We start from the raw sequence: 15,936 nt of genomic DNA on the forward strand, positions 1-15,936 counted from the left end.
CAGCCCCATGCGCCCATTCGGGATTGGAAGCCTGCCATAAACCGCGTTATGATCGAATCTGGTAACTGACTGAATGGTCATCTGTAATTAACCGGCAAAGGTGTTTACACAAAAAGCTTTACAGGCTCGTCTTCTCCACTTATTGCCTGTTATTTCTGCTTTCGACCATAGAGTCCTTGTTTCGTAAGGATCTGTTGTTTAGCCAAATGTACGTGGTGATCCAGAATATCATTATGTATCTGTCTGGTAAGTCTGTCCCAGTTTTCGTTTGTGGTCGTGGTTGGTCAGCATATTTTGCAGGTGTGTCATTCGAGGTTCGGTGATGGTGCGGATTTCAGCATCACGAGCGAGTATCTGCTGGATAAGGTCAATTTTTTTTTTCTGTTGAGTTTCACTTAATGGCTGCCGGGTGTGCTGTTCCATCAGTCGATTGGTCAGGTACTTACAATCGTGCTCCAGTGCCACCAGTTTATCCCAGTCGCTGTTTTTTGCTGCTTGCAGCATCTGGTTGGTGATTGTCAGGATTGCTTCATACGCGGTGATCATTTGCATACCGTCGTTGCTGTCATCCGGTGGAGGTTTGGATGAGTTGTTGAGATTCATATAGTTGCACCTGTTTCAACTGTTTGTTCAATCATCGTGTTGACAGCTACTTTTGTATCTATTTTGCCTACAGGTTGCTTTTCAATGGAAGCCCAGGCTTCTTGCAATTCGCCCAGCAGCTGGCTGACTTCTTCGATGATGGCCGGATCATTCTGAAGGTTGGCGGTAAGCAGTCGGGTGGTCATGTAGTCGTAGAGCTGATCGAGCCGCGTGGCCAGTTCTCCGCCTGCTGTTTTGTCCAGGCTGGCTTTCAGGCCGTGATCGATAATCATAATCGCCTTGGAGATCATCTCCCCTTTGGCAGCAATTCTATGTTGCTGCATGTATAGTCGGCCGCAATCTAACGCCTGCCGTGCGCCTTCAAACAACATCACGATCAGCTTGTGTGGATCGGCAGATGCCACGCCGGATTCAACTCCGACACTCTGATAGTTCTTGATCGCTCGGCCAGGTGATTCAATGAACATGATCGTTTTCTCCTTTTCGAAATGAGAATATTGGTTAATGATCGTTATCTGGCGCGATTATTTGTCGCCAATCTTGGGCAAATTTGCCAATTGCTGCTGCAGGTAATTGTTGGTCTGAGTCATGCTGGCAACCATCGAATCCAGCGCGGTGAATTGCGCTCGCAGGCGTTTTTCTACTTCCCCCAGACGATGTTCCAGTGCCTCGCGCTGTCTGCCGATGCCTTTGATTGTGCTGTTAATGCCGTCCATGCGGTTGTTGATCAGGCCATCGCTTCTTGCCATGCCATCGAGCAGCTGATCCAGCTGGGTAGCAAAACCTTCTGTTCCTTCCATTGTCTGTGTGGAAAAAAATGCAGCCACGTTCTTGTCCGGATCAACCAATACTGCGCTCAGTTTGCCGTTGTCCAGTTTTAATGTGCCATCTTTTTGGAAGCTGATACCTAGTTCGGATAGTGAATTGATTCCCCCGACAGCTGATTGGTTGCCGGTCAGCATGGCTCGTACCCTGTTTTGCACCATTCTCACAGTGGAGTCCCCGGTTAATACTGAGGCCTGTTTGTTGGCGGTATCGTAACGAGAGAGATTACCAATGCTTTTCTCCAGTTCGTTGTATGCTGTGACAAACGCCTTTACCGCTGTTTCTACACTGGCCTTATCCTGCTCCACTGTCAGTGTCATGTTTGTGCCTGGATTGGCCTTGAGCAGATTGAACGTTACGCCTTCCAGTGCATCATTAATAGTGTTGGAAGATTTTTCCACCGCTATGCCATCAATCTTCATTTTCGCATTTTTTGCTGGTACCGCCTCGGCCATGTTGGTAACGCCACCAGTAGATGACGCATCAAACGCCAGCTTTGATAACCCGGTGTTATTGGTGTGATTGCCATCTGCATCGTCTACCGTAATTTTCAGTGCATTGGTTAATCCGGTATCTCTGGAAGCAATTACCAGTCGGTTCCCGTTGCCATCGTTAACGATGCTTGCCGTTACTCCGGTATTTGCTTCATTGATCGTGTTGCGAATATCACTTAGTGTGGATTTGGCTGGATCAATCGTAATAGTTTTAGCAGCCTTCTCTGTATTGGCGGTAAACGTATCGTCTTCGTTATAGGTGCCGAATGCAATAGTCAGCGTACCGTTACCGATTATCGTATCTGTCGTGACAAAAGCTTCTGATTTGATTTTTTGCGCCTGCGCCAGTGATTGCACTTCAATTTCGTGCACACCTGCTGCTACTTTGGCAGATGTACTTACTGTGGCCACTGTCGTATCTGTCAATGTGGCCTTAAAGCCGGTGAATAATGCGGGTTTTGCCAGCGCCTTTACACTTTCTTGAAACGACGATAAGGCACTTTTTAGACTACCAAAGGCAGAAAGCTGTGCCTGTTGTTTGGCTTCCTTAGTATTAAGCTGAGTGAGCGGGCGCTGTTCAACCTGCATCAATTTGCTGATAATCCCACTGATATCTAGCCCCGAACCAATTCCTGGTGATGAAAGCATAATCTATACCCTTGGTGTGATCTGTGTTATTTCGTCAATTTTTACCATTGCCAATTTTCCTGTTGCCTTTGGATTACTTTAGTGCGTCATCTCGTAAAGACAGCGCTTTTTTCTCCGTGCACTTGTTGTGTTCACAAGATCGTTAATTAAGCTGTGGCGACGCTGAGACACCATATCGGCAAGAACGAAAGCGACTTTACACATTCTGTTAATATCGTTTCTGGATTACTTCGCGCCGTTTACGTTCGCAATATCAGGGATTTTATGTACAGCGGGTGAGGATGAAGTAGGTGTTTGTGTAAAAGTGAGCCGGAAGGGTGTAGTTTGTCGAGGTGGAGATATGCTTTAAGGGTACCTTAGAGCCAGCGTCGTACTCTGGTTTTGTAGTCCCGATAGGCATCTCCGAATCTGGCTTCGAGGTGCGCTTCTTCATGGCGGATGACGCCGTAGCGTAACATTGCCCAGATCAGCGGTGCGAAGAATAGAGGCCACCAGGTTGACAGTAGTATTGAGGTGCCGATGAAAATTAACCAGTCGCCGAGATAAATCGGGTTGCGGCTGTAACGGAATGGCCCGGTAGTGCACAGGCTGGAGGCTGCTTTATAGGGGTTGACGGTAGTTCGATAGCGCCAGAGTGTGATGGCTGTCCATGTAAGCAGCGCCAATCCAGCGATTATGCCCAGCCAACCGAGTGGTTGAGTTGCCGTACTCCAGCCCCAGTGGAGTGCTTGAATGTTACGATCGATCCACCAGCCGGCGAGTATGGCTGCAGCGTAGGGTACGGGCGGGAGAATTAATGTGCGTGGACGATGAATGTTGTGATCCATGATGATTCAGTCAGTTTGTCAGGATGGAGAAGATTCAGGATTCGAATTAAATCGGCGTCTTCAGTATATGGCAGCATACCTGATGCAAAAAAATGTGCAAAACGAAAGAAGTAGCTTTATGTTGTACTTTAAGGATGATGGACGACAAACTGCTCGACCACATTTTCTTTTTTGTTGCGGATGGCGAGTAAGGGAAAAACAGCAAGCCGTTCGTTTTTAGATGCAACAGTAATGAATTACTTGATAGAATGTAGCCGGTTTGTATTAACCATAGCCGATGAGAGGGATGAAGTGTCGGCTGGTGATCTGTGCCGATGATTTGAACCGGTTTTTCAGGCCGGGAAATACTGATCAGGGGGCGGATCGCAGGGAGGCCTGAAAGGTTATCAGGTAAGAGATTTGTTTTAGGAAATTTGAAGAGGAGTGCAAATGAACAAGGTGATCGTCGCAGCTTTCGTTTCAATTTTTGTACTGGGTTCCACAGCAACGTTTGCAAGTGGTAACTTGGAGTCTTCCTTAGCACCGATCAGTGCTAAGGATCTGTTGAATTATCTGGCTTGCAAAGATAAAAAACCAACTGATGTCGTGAAAAGCCATACCGATGTTGAAAATGGAAAAATCGTCAGAGTAAAATGTGGCGATGCTGTAGCGGTTGTTCAGCAAGCGAGAGAAAAATCGGGTGACGCCTGGAAAGGCGGTTATTGATCCGTTTTGTTTACATAAAAAAGGCCTGTTAATCAGGCCTTTTTTAGCCACTTCTTTAGTATTTCAATGAATATTTTGTTCCAGCGCATCAATCATTAGCCCTGCAACATTTATTCCTGTTTGATCAGAGATTTCCCGCATACCGGTTGGACTGGTGACATTTATTTCCGTTAGATGGTTGCCGATGACATCCAAGCCTATCAGCATCAAGCCGCGAGCATAAAGGATTTGTCCGAGTTCTTCAGAAATTTTCCTGTCACGTGCTGACAGCGGTTGTACTTTACCGGTGCCACCAACCGCCAGATTGCCACGCGTTTCTCCCGGTTTGGGGATGCGTGCGAGTGCATAATCGACAGGTTTTCCAGCAATTAGCAATATACGTTTGTCTCCTTCGCGGATTTCCGGTAGAAAGCGTTGTGCCATGATAGTACGAGTGCCATAACGTGTTAGCGTTTCGATGATGACGCCAATATTATGGTCGGTGTTCTGCATGCGAAAAATACCAGCACCTCCCATGCCATCCAGTGGTTTCAGGATAATATCCTTATGTTCGGCAAGAAACTGGAGAATCAGCTGTTCCTGGCTGGTTACCAGTGAAGAGGGTATAAATTGTGGAAATTCTGTGATTGCCAGTTTCTCATTGTGATCACGAATGCCCCGTGGGCTGTTCACAACGTAAGCACCCTGACGTTCAGCCAGTTCGAGTAGATAGGTGCTGTAGATATACTCGGTGTCGAAGGGAGGATCCTTGCGCATGAGCACGGCATCAAATTCGGTCAGTGGAATTTCTTCTATAACGCCTTCCTCATACCAGCGATGGGGGTTATCCGGAGGATCGATGAGTGTCAGTGATCGTGCGAAACCAATTACCTGGTGATTTTTCCAGGCCAAGCCACTTTGTTGCAAGGTATACAGCTGATGGTGACGGGACGCCGCTTCACACATCATGGCATAGCTTGAATCCTTGCCAATTTTGATACTGTCGAGCGGGTCTAGAATAAAAGCCAGTTTCATCGGGTTTCGGCCATTGCCAGTGTGGACAATGGGGTTTGAATATACCGTTCCAGCTCGATGGCAGAGGCAAGTAGTGCCAGCCTGGCGATTACACCATAGGTATAAAAACGATTAGGGATTGCATCCGGAGGAGCGGAGGGATCGGTCTGCATACAGGTGGTATCAAATGCCAATGGTACAAAATGCATGCCTGGTGCATTCAGGTTTTCATTAACACCCCGACTGGTATGGACCCGGTAGAATCCTCCCACTACGTGATGATCAATCATGTAGATAACGGGCTCCGCTACGGCCTGGTGAATGTTCTCAAATGTATGCACTCCTTCTTGCACCAGTACGTTTTTCACAACCAGCCCCTCCTTGATTGTCGTCATTTTGTTGCGCTGTTTGCGGTTAAGTTTGTAGACTTCAGTACCATCTTTGATACTCATGATTCCCATGCCGTAAGTGCCTGAATCAGCCTTGACGATAACAAACGGCTCTTCACTGATTCCATATTGTGTGTATTTTTCCCTGATCTGGTTCAGAATTTCATCTACGGCTGCAGCGACACAATCCAGTCCCTCTTTTTCTTGAAAATCAACTTTTCCGCAAGCGGTAAAATACGGGTTAATAAGCCAGGGATCAATATCAATCAGCTCTGCGAAATCCTGTGCTACGTTGTCGTAGGCGCTGAAATGCCAGGATTTACGGCGAGTGGCCCAGCCTGCGTGGAGAGGTGGGATAATTGTCTGATCCAGATTTTGCAGGATTTCAGGTACTCCGCTGGATAGATCGTTATTCAGAAGTATGGCACAAGGGTCAAAATCCTGAACAAACAGTTTGTTCCCCTTGCGCTGTACTGGCTCCAGTAACAAAGGCTCACCGCCAGGTAGTGGTACGGATACAGGATGATCAATTCCTGGCAATAGTGAGCCGATGCGGATATTCATACCAGCCTGCTGCATGATGGACTGCAACATGGCAATATTTTGCAGATAGAAAATATTGCGGGTGTGATTTTCTGGAATCAGCAAAACATTATGTGCGTCCGGGCAGATTTTTTCGACGGCATTCATCATCGCCTGAATGCATAGCGGGATGAAAGTCGGATTAAGGTTGTTGAATCCACCAGGAAACAAGTTGGTATCAACCGGTGCCAGTTTGAAACCGCTGTTGCGCAGATCTACCGAACAATAAAAAGGCACGGTATGGAGTTGCCATTGTTTGCGAAACCAGTGTTCGATAGTTGGCTTGGCTGTCAGAATACGTTTTTCCAGATCAAAGGTGGGTGCATTCAGGGTATTGGTGAGATGGGGTACCGGCATGAGAGATCCATTACTTGGAAATAAACCGGCTGATTATAACACCGCACCTGAATGGGCAGATTCTGTCTATAAAAAAGGCAATAAGCACACTTGAAAGAGTGCATATTTTAAATGTTGTATGTCGTGGCACGATTGAATTTATTACACAAAATCCACGTATGTTATTATAATGCGCGGTTCTAGGACGGGAGATGGAATATGTACGCAGTAATCAAGACAGGTGGTAAACAGTACCGAGTTCAGATCGGGAATAAATTGAAAGTGGAAACACTGCCCGTGGAAGTAGGAAGTGATATTCAGCTGGATCAGGTGCTGATGGTTGCAGATGGAGAAATTGTTTCTACGGGTGCGCCGTTACTTGATCAGGCAAAAGTTAGCGCAACAGTAATCAGCCACGGGCGACATGACAAAATACGTATATTCAAAATGCGCCGTCGCAAACATTATCGGAAACAACAGGGACATCGTCAGAATTACACTGAGATCCAAATAACAGGTATTTCTGCATAAGGAGATTAATTCATGGCACATAAAAAAGCGGGCGGAAGCTCCAGGAACGGGCGTGATTCTCATTCCAAGAGACTGGGTGTGAAGCGCTACGGTGGTGAAGTGATCAGGGCGGGTGGAATCATCGTGCGTCAGCGTGGTACTCAGTTCCACCCGGGTGATAACGTAGGAATCGGACGTGATCACACTCTGTTTGCTAAAGTGGATGGTAAAATTGTTTTTACCATCAGAGGTCGACTGAATCGGAGAACAGTTGCAGTTATTCCTTCCTGATGATCCGATTGATCGGACCGGATAGCTGGAAAAAAGCCCCATTGCTTGAATGGGGCTTTTTATTTTGTATAGTTTTTACCAGGATAAATTTTTCCGTCTGCAATCGCAATCGAAATAGTTGCTGCGGAGCACTCATGAAATATATAGATGAAGTAAAAATACAGGTCTTTGCAGGAGATGGCGGCAACGGTGTTGCCAGCTTTCGCCGTGAAAAGTTTATTCCCAAAGGTGGACCGGATGGAGGAGATGGGGGCCGTGGCGGCAGTATCTATGCATTGGCGGATCACAACCTCAATACATTGATCGATTACCGTTTTACGCCAGTTTTTCGCGCAAAACGAGGAGAAAACGGACGTGGCTCTGATTGTTATGGCAAAGGAGCAGAAGATATTGTATTGCGTATGCCGGTAGGTACAATCATAACCGACTATATGACAGGCGAGCTTGTGGCAGATCTCAAGCAAAATCAGCAGAAAGTGCTGCTGGCCAAAGGCGGTAAAGGAGGGTTGGGTAATCTCCATTTCAAATCCAGCACTAACCGTGCCCCCCGGCAATTTACTCATGGTGAGGCAGGAGAACAGTTTGAACTCAAGCTGGAGCTTAGGGTGCTGGCTGATGTAGGATTGCTTGGATTACCGAATGCCGGTAAATCAACCTTGATCCGTGCCGTTTCTGCAGCGCGGCCGAAAGTGGCTGATTACCCGTTTACTACGCTTTATCCCAATTTAGGGGTGGTGCGGGTCGATGCCGGGCGCAGTTTTATAATGGCGGATATTCCTGGCTTGATTGAAGGTGCTGCGGAAGGGGCCGGTCTCGGACACCGTTTTCTTAAACACCTCAGCCGCACTCATTTATTGCTGCATATTATTGATGTGGCTCCTTTTGATGAGAATATTGATCCTGTTCAATCAGCTAGGGCACTAGTAGACGAGCTTCGCAAATTTGATGAAGTGCTTTATCGTAAACCACGCTGGTTAATATTTAATAAGGTAGATTTACTGCCTGAGGATGAGCAGCAAGCTGTTTGCACGCATTTGCTGCAGGCGCTTGACTGGGAAGATCGCTGGTTTGCCATTTCTGCTCTAACTGGGAGAGGGTGCCAGGCGCTGACCTATGCCATTATGGGATATCTGGAGCAACTACAGCCTGTTACCGAAGAAACTTGATTTTTATGACACGATCAATTCTGCAATCTGCACGCCGGATTGTTGTAAAGGTTGGCAGCAGTCTGGTGACAAACGAAGGAAGCGGCCTTGATCGTCAGGTGCTTGGAGGCTGGGCTGGACAAATTTCCCGACTCAAAAAAATGGGCAAGGAAGTCGTGCTGGTTTCCTCCGGAGCGGTTGCTGAAGGTATGCAGCGCCTGGGCTGGAAAACGCGCCCCGCCGCGCTCTACGAGCTGCAGGCGGCAGCGGCAGTCGGTCAGATGGACCTTGCCCAGGCCTATGCAGATTGTTTCAGTGAATATAAATTGCTGACTGCCCAGATTTTGCTGACTCATGATGATTTATCGAGTCGTAAACGCTATCTGAATGCCCGTTCGACGATTCTCACATTGTTGAACCTGGATATTGTTCCAATTATCAACGAGAACGATACGGTGGTTTCTGATGAAATCCGGTTCGGTGACAATGATAATCTGGCGGCACTGGTTGCCAATTTGATTGAAGCTGAGGTGCTGGTTATCCTGACTGATCAGGAGGGTCTGTTTACGGGGGATCCACGTAAGCATGCCGATGCAACACTGATTTCCGAGATCAGTGTCAGTGATCCGCATATCGAGACCATGGCTGGCGGAACGAGCAGTGGTATCGGTCGTGGTGGCATGCAGAGTAAAGTGATGGCGGCCAGACGGGCTGCTCGCAGTGGGGCTCATACAGTGATTGCATCAGGCAGGGTGGAAAATGTGCTGGTTCGCCTGGCGAATGGAGAGGCAATTGGAACCAGTCTGCTGGCCGATATGCCGGTGAAGGTTGCGCGTAAGTTATGGTTGGCCGATCATCTTCAGGTGCGGGGTAGCGTAGTATTAGATGATGGCGCCAGCAGAGCATTGCTGTCTGGAGGCAAAAGCCTGCTGCCTATCGGTGTGGTGGAGGTGAGAGGAAATTTTGAACGAGGTGAGGCCATATCTTGCCTGAATACCAGTGGCCGCGAAATTGCCCGTGGCCTGGCCAATTACAGCGCACGTGAATCACACAAGATCATGCGTCGCCCCTCCAGCCAGATCGAAGCTGTACTGGGTTATGTAGGTGAATATGAACTTGTTCACAGAGATAATCTGGTTATTCTGTAATGGCTTGATCTGCTGGATTTACCTGTTTAGAAGGTTTAATACTATTTATAATGACTACCCATTTCTCTTTGCCCGGATCCCGGTTACTTCAGTCTTATCATGCCCCCGGATGGCTTCCCGGAGGAAACGCGCAGACCATTTTTCCTTATTTCGTTAATCTGAATCCGACAATTCGTTACCAGCGTGAGCGCTGGGAGATGGATGATGGAGATTTTATTGATATTGACTGGCTGGAGGGGGAGCCGGATAAACCGTTGGTAGTTCTGTTTCATGGTTTGGAGGGCAGTTCACAAAGCCATTATGCGTTGAGTATCATGCGATTCTTAAAAACATTGCGCTGGCGTGGTGTTGTTATTCATTTTCGTGGTTGTTCTGGATCCCCCAATCGTTTGCCGCGTGCTTACCATGCGGGTGATTCGCAAGATATTGATCGTATGTTGCGCTATGTGACGCAGCAGAACGATTCGCACAAACAAAATACTACCTGTTATGTTGTCGGCATATCGCTTGGTGGTAATGCGCTGTTGAAATGGCTGGGTGAGCAAGGTACCCAGGCAGCCAGATTGATTGCAGGTGCCGTTGCAGTTTCCGTTCCGCTTGACTTGGCAGTAGCTGGAAAGGTGCTCGATTTCGGTTTTAACCGGGTTTATACCCGTCATTTTCTTATCACCCTTAAACGCAAGGCGTTGAGAAAAAATAAACAGTTTCCTGGGTTGCTGGATGCCAGGGCAGTTGCGGCCTGCAATTCATTGTATGAGTTTGATAACCTGGTTACAGCACCGTTGCATGGTTTTCGGGATACGGATGATTACTGGCGCCAATCCAGCAGCAAGCCGTGGCTTGGATCTGTTCGTGTGCCAACATTGCTGATCAATGCGCGCAATGATCCTTTTCTGCCTGAAAGTGTGCTACCACAGAAATCTGAAGTATCATCTTTCGTTTCACTGGAGTTTCCGCGGCAAGGAGGGCATGTTGGCTTTATGTATGGTGCTTTTCCGGGGAAACTGGATTGGCTGCCGCAGCGCATCGTAAATTTCTTCTCGCTTGTATAAGATCCGGATAATATTCCAAGGTGAAGGCTGAAGTTGGAAAAACGGATACTGCTGGAGCTGTACTGAAAAATCAATCCTGTCACTGCTCATAATTACGTGAATACCTTTTGGCTCAGTCTTGCTCCCATTTTATGGCTGACTATTATTGCTGCATTGACGGGGATGATATTTGATACAGCAATCGTACTGGGTCTGTACAGCGTCATCCTGCTCGGGATTGTTATTTATCATCTTTATACATTATATTGCCTGGATCAATGGTTACGCCACTCGGATTATTCCTATTCGACAGTGCCCGATAGATCTGGTTTGTGGGGAGTCGTTTTTGCCAGATTGGCACGTTTCGTCAGGCGTAGCGATAAGGAACGCCTGGGACTGAATCTCTCGCTGGAGCGACTGCAGCGCGCGACATCTGCTTTACCGGAAGGAATTGTCATCCTGGGCGACAAAGATCAGATCGAGTGGTGCAATTCGTCTGCCGAGTTGCACCTGGGCCTCAATCTTGGGATGGATGCCGGCCAGCATATTACTCGCATGGTACGTCAGGTACGATTTGTGGCTTATCTTGATGCGGGAGATTTCAGCAAGCCTTTTCTACTCAATCAGACACGTTTTCGCGATACGCTGCTTTCTATTCAGATAGTGCCTTATGGTGACAGGGAAAAATTACTGATCAGCCGGGATGTAACACGTTTTGAAAAACTTGAAATTATGCGGCGTGATTTTGTCGCGAATGTCTCGCATGAATTGCGTACACCCTTGACAGTAATTGGAGGGTTTCTTGAAACGCTGCTGGAAGAAAACAAGGTATCCGGTGACATGGAGAAAAATGCACTGCGACTGATGTTTGACCAGGCTACCCGCATGCGCCGTCTGGTAGAGGATTTGCTGACGCTATCCCGACTGGAGAATGCCGGAAATAATCTGGCTGAAGAAAAGGTAGATATCGTTAAGCTGTTACAGGGACTTTATCAGGAAGCCCAATCATTAAGCGCTGGCCGCCATACTATTTCCCTTGATCTTGCCAGCCATGCCATGCTGCTTGGCAGTGAAGATGAGCTGCGCAGCGCATTTGAAAACCTCATCAGTAATGCTGTGCGGTACACCCCTGAAAATGGGGTGATTTCCCTGAACTGGACGGTGGAAAATGGGAAAGGATTGTTTTACGTTCAGGACAGCGGGATAGGCATTGAGCCGAATCATATTCCCCGGTTGACAGAACGTTTTTATCGGGTGGATCGCAGTCGTTCTCGCGAAACCGGTGGCACCGGTCTCGGACTTGCTATCGTCAAGCATGTTCTGAACCGCCATCAGGCGAGTATGGAAATTACCAGTCAGCCTGGGGCAGGCAGTATTTTTAGGATGTGGTTCCCTGAAAGCCGAGTATTGCCTGCTGAAAATGTGACTGAGTAATATCTGGGTGTGTAGAGTAAGCTTTTCTGGTCAGGGACTTGTTCGACGTTCCATGTCGTCTGATATTAGCTCGCTGTTGTTTTTATTCCACTCCTTAAACTCCTTTTTTGGATAAAACATAAAAACAGTGCTACACGAGTACCATTATAGCCGTGTTAGACTTATGGTTTTTCGCATCATATTTTGACAGCGTCAATACCCACAAGATGAATTTTTATGCATTCTAATTTTTTTGTTGATCTGATGATGCGGCAGGTTTAGGATCTTGGCAAAAACACTGCCAGAACCAGTCAGTTTACCCATGAGGGTACTTACTTTAACCAAATAACTAGAAATTCAACCAGGGAGGGTAAACAGTGGGCGTTAAAGGACAGTTATTGCAAGATCCATTTTTGAATGTTTTGCGTAAGGAACATATTCCAGTCTCCATCTACCTGGTCAACGGTATCAAGTTGCAGGGACATATTGATTCCTTTGATCAGTACGTGGTTTTATTGAGAAATTCTGTTACACAGATGGTTTATAAACATGCTATTTCTATTATAGTACCAGGTAAGGCAGTTTCAATTCCGGTGCCAGCTGAAACACTGCCCGAGTAAGATGAATCATGACATCGGAACGGCAGCGGATAATACCGCAATATTAGTAGATATCAATTTTGGCAAAAATGACAAGGAAAGTCTGGATGAGCTGAAAGAGCTTGCTTACAGTGATCAACTGTCCATAGTTGCGGTGGTCGAAGGAACACGAAAGCAGCCCGATCCTGCTACTTTCATCGGAAAAGGCAAGGTGGAGGAAATCAGCCAGATAGTGGTGCAAACACAAGCTGCAATGGTGATATTCAACCACGAGCTGTCTCCAATACAGCAAAGAAATCTTTCCACAACACTGGCCTGTCGCGTCATAGATCGTACCAGTCTGATTCTGGATATTTTTGCACAGCGTGCCAAAAGCCACGAAGGTAAACTACAGGTTGAACTGGCTCAGCTGGAGTACCTTTCCACACGACTGGTGAGAGGATGGACACATCTGGAGCGCCAAAAAGGTGGAATTGGTCTGCGTGGCCCCGGGGAGACCCAGCTGGAAACTGACCGACGCTTGCTAGCAAAGCGCGTAAAATTCCTGAAGGAGAAGCTGGCTAAACTTAAACAGCAACGAGATGTGCAACGGCGCGCGAGAAAACGCTCTGAAATCATGTCCGTTTCCATTGTGGGTTATACCAATGCTGGCAAGTCAACTTTGTTCAACCGGCTTGTTCGGTCGGATGCATATGCTGCAGACAAGTTGTTTGCTACGTTGGATACGACTACCAGGAGACTTTTTCTTCCAGAACGTGGTTTGATCGTAATTTCTGATACAGTTGGTTTTATTCGGGATTTGCCGCATACGCTTGTCGCCGCGTTCCGTGCCACACTGGAAGAAACCATACAGGCCGACCTGCTTTTGCATGTGGTTGATGTATCCAGTTCCAATCGGGATGTGCAAATCAGTGAGGTTAATAAATTATTGCAGGAAATTGGGGCAGATACTATACCGCAAATCCTGATTTTGAATAAAATCGACCTCATTGAGCAGGGTTCGTCAGAAAATTACATGCGCGATGAGTATGGTAGAATCGCAAGAATTCATCTCAGTGCAAGGACGGGAGCAGGTTTTGGTTATCTCTATGAAGCGCTGGTAGAAGCGTTTGATCAAAACTTGAATAAATTAAGCAGCATTCAGCAACATCCGTAAGCATGAACGACAATGTCCGTGCCACTTCTATAAATAATGAAAAGGACTAAATCAACATGGGCTTGAATGATCCGCAATGGGGGAAAAGGAGAGGTAATTCCGGTCCTCCTGATCTTGAAGAAGTTATGCGCAGCTTTAATCAAAAAATAAATGAGCTTTTTGGTCGGAAGGGCGGAGGCGATAGTAACGGGGATTCTGGTGGGAAAGATCCCGATGGACCGAGTAGTACAGGTATTGCAATCATTGGGTTCCTACTCTTGGTCGCGTGGGCGGGAAGCGGATTCTACATCGTTGATGAAGGCCATCGAGGAGTCGTGCTGCGCTTTGGTAAACATGTAGAAACAACGCAGCCTGGGCTGCGCTGGCATGTTCCTTCACCAATTGAATCTGTTGAGGATGTCAATATAGCTCAGGTGCGTACAGTAGAAATTGGATATCGTAATAATGTACGCAGCAAGGTGCTAAAGGAATCATTAATCCTTACAGATGACGAGAATATCGTTGATATTCAGTTTGCTGTGCAATATATACTTAATAGTCCCGAAGATTTTCTGTTCACTAATCGCGAGCCGGAAGACAGCGTTTTGCAGGTAGCGGAAACAGCTATTCGAGAAGTGATTGGTACCAGTAAAATGGACTTTGTCCTTTATGAAGGACGTGAAGAAGTGGCTGCTAGAACGACTGTATTAATGCAAAAAATTCTTGATCGTTATCAGATTGGTATTTCTATCAACAGGGTAACTATGCAGAATGCACAGCCACCTGAGCAGGTGCAGGCAGCTTTTGATGATGCGGTCAAAGCCAATCAGGATAGAGAACGGCAAAGAAACGAGGGACAGGCCTATGCAAATGACGTAATTCCGAGAGCCAGAGGTGCTGCAGCCCGTTTATTGGAGGAAGCCGAAGGATATAAACAAAGGGTAATCACAGCCTCAGAGGGTGATGCCAGTCGTTTTGAACAGGTGCTGGTGGAATATGCCAAGGCGCCGGAAGTAACACGTGAGCGTATGTATATTGATACGGTTCAGCACGTATTATCTAGTACCAGCAAAATCCTGATTGATCAGGAAAAAGGAGGAGGGAATCTGCTTTATCTGCCATTGGACAAATTGATTCAGGCTGATTCTGGGGTGGCGAAATCATCTACGGGGACAATTAAACAACAAAACGAAAATCAAGATTTTTCCTCAGATATAAGCTCGCGCTCGCGTGAGTCTTTTCGCAGTCGTGAACGGGAGGTGAGATAATGAAAGCGATTTCATCTATATTTGCTGTACTTTTGCTGGTTTTGGCAGTTGTGGGTAGTTCTGCTGTTTATATTGTTGATCAACGTGAACAGGCATTGTTATTTCAGCTGGGGGAGGTTGTAGGGGTAAAAACATCTCCTGGTTTATATTTAAAAATACCTTTTGTCCAGAATGTTCGTTTTTTTGATTCACGTATTTTGACGATGGATTCGGAAGAACCTGAACGTTATATCACTTCAGAGAAGAAAAACGTTCTGGTGGATCTATTCGTCAAATGGCGTATTGTAGATGTAAAGCAGTACTACGTTAGTGTGCAGGGGGATGAAACGTTAGCACGAGTACGTCTTGCACAAACAATAAATTCTAGTATGCGTGATGAATTTGGTAATCGGACGGTGCATGATGTGGTTTCTGGTGAACGTGACAAGATCATGGAGGTCATGCGCCAGAAAGCAAACACAGATGCAGAAAAGATTGGTGTAGAGGTTGTGGATGTACGGCTTAAGCGCGTGGATCTGCCTCAGGAAGTCAGTGAATCTGTTTATCGCAGAATGGAGGCAGAGCGTAAGCGAGTGGCAAACCAACTGCGATCAACAGGTTTTGCGGAATCTGAGAAAATACGGGCAGATGCTGATCGTCAGCACGAGGTGATTTTGGCTGAGGCCTATCGTGACGCACAAAAAATCATGGGGGAGGGGGATGCTCAAGCTACGGCAATTTATGCTGAAGCTTTCCAGAAGGATGCAAAATTCTATGGATTTTACCGCAGCTTGGATGCGTATGAAAAATCCTTTAGAAGTAAGGAAGATATTCTTGTTGTGGAGCCAAACTCGGAGTTTTTTAAATATATGAAAGATCCGACAGGCCATAAAAAATAAAAATGGAAGCAAAGCTATACCTTGAGTTGAAATATCATGCTAAAAATCAGCATTTCAGGTATTGGAGGATGGCTGATATAAATAGTTGTTTATATAGAATAATATTTTATTAATAA

The 15,936-nt window shown here is 46.7% G+C and carries 17 protein-coding genes; 11 read left to right on the top strand and 6 right to left on the bottom strand.

What is annotated here, in order from left to right; genetic code table 11:
- Nucleotides 1-231 precede the first annotated feature (231 nt).
- The 4 genes from ABF86_RS00380 to ABF86_RS00395 form a co-directional block, all read right to left on the bottom strand.
- Nucleotides 232-603 (bottom strand): flagellar protein FliT, encoded by a 372-nt coding sequence (locus ABF86_RS00380; protein WP_011634032.1) that lies wholly within the window; start codon nucleotides 601-603, stop codon nucleotides 232-234.
- Entirely contained in the window at nucleotides 600-1,070 is a 471-nt protein-coding gene (gene fliS / locus ABF86_RS00385) for a flagellar export chaperone FliS (protein ID WP_011634033.1), read from the bottom strand. The genes ABF86_RS00380 and fliS overlap by 4 nt, the downstream gene beginning before the upstream one ends.
- Before the next feature lie 57 nt (nucleotides 1,071-1,127).
- Nucleotides 1,128-2,570 (bottom strand): flagellar filament capping protein FliD, encoded by a 1,443-nt coding sequence (gene fliD, locus ABF86_RS00390; RefSeq protein ID WP_011634034.1) that lies wholly within the window; start codon nucleotides 2,568-2,570, stop codon nucleotides 1,128-1,130.
- 356 nt (nucleotides 2,571-2,926) lie between these two features.
- A complete protein-coding gene (locus ABF86_RS00395) occupies nucleotides 2,927-3,397 on the bottom strand; it encodes an isoprenylcysteine carboxylmethyltransferase family protein (protein ID WP_011634035.1) in 471 nt (156 codons plus the stop codon).
- A 429-nt stretch (nucleotides 3,398-3,826) separates the two neighbouring features.
- On the opposite strand from ABF86_RS00395, the gene ABF86_RS00400 reads away from it, so the two are divergent.
- Entirely contained in the window at nucleotides 3,827-4,102 is a 276-nt protein-coding gene (locus ABF86_RS00400; protein ID WP_011634036.1) for a hypothetical protein, read from the top strand.
- A gap of 63 nt (nucleotides 4,103-4,165) precedes the next feature.
- Here ABF86_RS00400 and gshB read toward each other — a convergent pair whose 3' ends face one another.
- Together gshB and gshA are read right to left on the bottom strand one after the other, a co-directional pair.
- Nucleotides 4,166-5,116, bottom strand: coding sequence for a glutathione synthase (gene gshB / locus ABF86_RS00405; RefSeq protein ID WP_011634037.1), 951 nt, complete (start codon nucleotides 5,114-5,116; stop codon nucleotides 4,166-4,168).
- Complete coding sequence (gene gshA / locus ABF86_RS00410; protein WP_011634038.1) at nucleotides 5,113-6,423, bottom strand: glutamate--cysteine ligase; 1,311 nt, start codon at nucleotides 6,421-6,423, stop codon at nucleotides 5,113-5,115. Before gshA ends, gshB begins: the two co-directional genes overlap by 4 nt.
- A gap of 198 nt (nucleotides 6,424-6,621) precedes the next feature.
- On the opposite strand from gshA, the gene rplU reads away from it, so the two are divergent.
- The 10 genes from rplU to hflC all read left to right on the top strand — a co-directional run bounded on the left by rplU (nucleotide 6,622) and on the right by hflC (nucleotide 15,820).
- Entirely contained in the window at nucleotides 6,622-6,933 is a 312-nt protein-coding gene (gene rplU / locus ABF86_RS00415; protein WP_011634039.1) for a 50S ribosomal protein L21, read from the top strand.
- 12 nt (nucleotides 6,934-6,945) lie between these two features.
- Nucleotides 6,946-7,203: a 50S ribosomal protein L27 gene (rpmA, locus tag ABF86_RS00420; protein WP_011634040.1), complete on the top strand. Its 258-nt coding sequence runs from the start codon at nucleotides 6,946-6,948 to the stop codon at nucleotides 7,201-7,203.
- Nucleotides 7,204-7,337: 134 nt separating this feature from the next.
- On the top strand, nucleotides 7,338-8,369 hold the full coding sequence (gene cgtA / locus ABF86_RS00425; protein WP_011634041.1) for an Obg family GTPase CgtA: 1,032 nt from the start codon (nucleotides 7,338-7,340) through the stop codon (nucleotides 8,367-8,369).
- Between the two features lie 5 nt (nucleotides 8,370-8,374).
- The gene (gene proB / locus ABF86_RS00430) at nucleotides 8,375-9,496 is read left to right on the top strand and encodes a glutamate 5-kinase (protein ID WP_074455991.1); all 1,122 of its coding nucleotides are present in this window, start codon (nucleotides 8,375-8,377) and stop codon (nucleotides 9,494-9,496) included.
- A gap of 50 nt (nucleotides 9,497-9,546) precedes the next feature.
- A complete protein-coding gene (locus ABF86_RS00435; RefSeq protein WP_074455970.1) occupies nucleotides 9,547-10,548 on the top strand; it encodes a hydrolase in 1,002 nt (333 codons plus the stop codon).
- A 96-nt stretch (nucleotides 10,549-10,644) separates the two neighbouring features.
- A complete protein-coding gene (phoR, locus tag ABF86_RS00440; RefSeq protein ID WP_074455971.1) occupies nucleotides 10,645-11,961 on the top strand; it encodes a phosphate regulon sensor histidine kinase PhoR in 1,317 nt (438 codons plus the stop codon).
- A gap of 356 nt (nucleotides 11,962-12,317) precedes the next feature.
- The gene (gene hfq, locus ABF86_RS00445; protein ID WP_160803393.1) at nucleotides 12,318-12,560 is read left to right on the top strand and encodes an RNA chaperone Hfq; all 243 of its coding nucleotides are present in this window, start codon (nucleotides 12,318-12,320) and stop codon (nucleotides 12,558-12,560) included.
- 1 nt (nucleotide 12,561) lies between these two features.
- Entirely contained in the window at nucleotides 12,562-13,695 is a 1,134-nt protein-coding gene (hflX, locus tag ABF86_RS00450) for a GTPase HflX (RefSeq protein WP_074455972.1), read from the top strand.
- 56 nt (nucleotides 13,696-13,751) lie between these two features.
- Nucleotides 13,752-14,942, top strand: coding sequence for an FtsH protease activity modulator HflK (hflK, locus tag ABF86_RS00455; protein ID WP_074455973.1), 1,191 nt, complete (start codon nucleotides 13,752-13,754; stop codon nucleotides 14,940-14,942).
- Nucleotides 14,942-15,820, top strand: a complete 879-nt coding sequence (gene hflC, locus ABF86_RS00460; protein ID WP_011634048.1) for a protease modulator HflC — start codon at nucleotides 14,942-14,944, stop codon at nucleotides 15,818-15,820. Before hflK ends, hflC begins: the two co-directional genes overlap by 1 nt.
- The last annotated feature ends 116 nt before the right edge of the window (nucleotides 15,821-15,936 follow it).

The sequence above is a fragment of the Nitrosomonas sp. GH22 genome (assembly GCF_009833115.1).
GTDB lineage: Bacteria > Pseudomonadota > Gammaproteobacteria > Burkholderiales > Nitrosomonadaceae > Nitrosomonas > Nitrosomonas eutropha.

Bases quoted from the DNA above. Each gene is read 5' to 3' on its own strand.
- proB (WP_074455991.1), top strand. From the start codon at position 8,375: ATGACACGATCAATTCTGCAATCTGCACGCCGGATTGTTGTAAAGGTT.
- hflC (WP_011634048.1), top strand. From the start codon at position 14,942: ATGAAAGCGATTTCATCTATATTTGCTGTACTTTTGCTGGTTTTGGCA.
- fliD (WP_011634034.1), bottom strand. From the start codon at position 2,570: ATGCTTTCATCACCAGGAATTGGTTCGGGGCTAGATATCAGTGGGATT.
- fliS (WP_011634033.1), bottom strand. From the start codon at position 1,070: ATGTTCATTGAATCACCTGGCCGAGCGATCAAGAACTATCAGAGTGTC.
- gshB (WP_011634037.1), bottom strand. From the start codon at position 5,116: ATGAAACTGGCTTTTATTCTAGACCCGCTCGACAGTATCAAAATTGGC.
- gshA (WP_011634038.1), bottom strand. From the start codon at position 6,423: ATGCCGGTACCCCATCTCACCAATACCCTGAATGCACCCACCTTTGAT.
- hflK (WP_074455973.1), top strand. From the start codon at position 13,752: ATGGGCTTGAATGATCCGCAATGGGGGAAAAGGAGAGGTAATTCCGGT.
- ABF86_RS00400 (WP_011634036.1), top strand. From the start codon at position 3,827: ATGAACAAGGTGATCGTCGCAGCTTTCGTTTCAATTTTTGTACTGGGT.
- ABF86_RS00435 (WP_074455970.1), top strand. From the start codon at position 9,547: ATGACTACCCATTTCTCTTTGCCCGGATCCCGGTTACTTCAGTCTTAT.
- hflX (WP_074455972.1), top strand. From the start codon at position 12,562: ATGAATCATGACATCGGAACGGCAGCGGATAATACCGCAATATTAGTA.
- ABF86_RS00380 (WP_011634032.1), bottom strand. From the start codon at position 603: ATGAATCTCAACAACTCATCCAAACCTCCACCGGATGACAGCAACGAC.
- cgtA (WP_011634041.1), top strand. From the start codon at position 7,338: ATGAAATATATAGATGAAGTAAAAATACAGGTCTTTGCAGGAGATGGC.
- ABF86_RS00395 (WP_011634035.1), bottom strand. From the start codon at position 3,397: ATGGATCACAACATTCATCGTCCACGCACATTAATTCTCCCGCCCGTA.
- rpmA (WP_011634040.1), top strand. From the start codon at position 6,946: ATGGCACATAAAAAAGCGGGCGGAAGCTCCAGGAACGGGCGTGATTCT.
- rplU (WP_011634039.1), top strand. From the start codon at position 6,622: ATGTACGCAGTAATCAAGACAGGTGGTAAACAGTACCGAGTTCAGATC.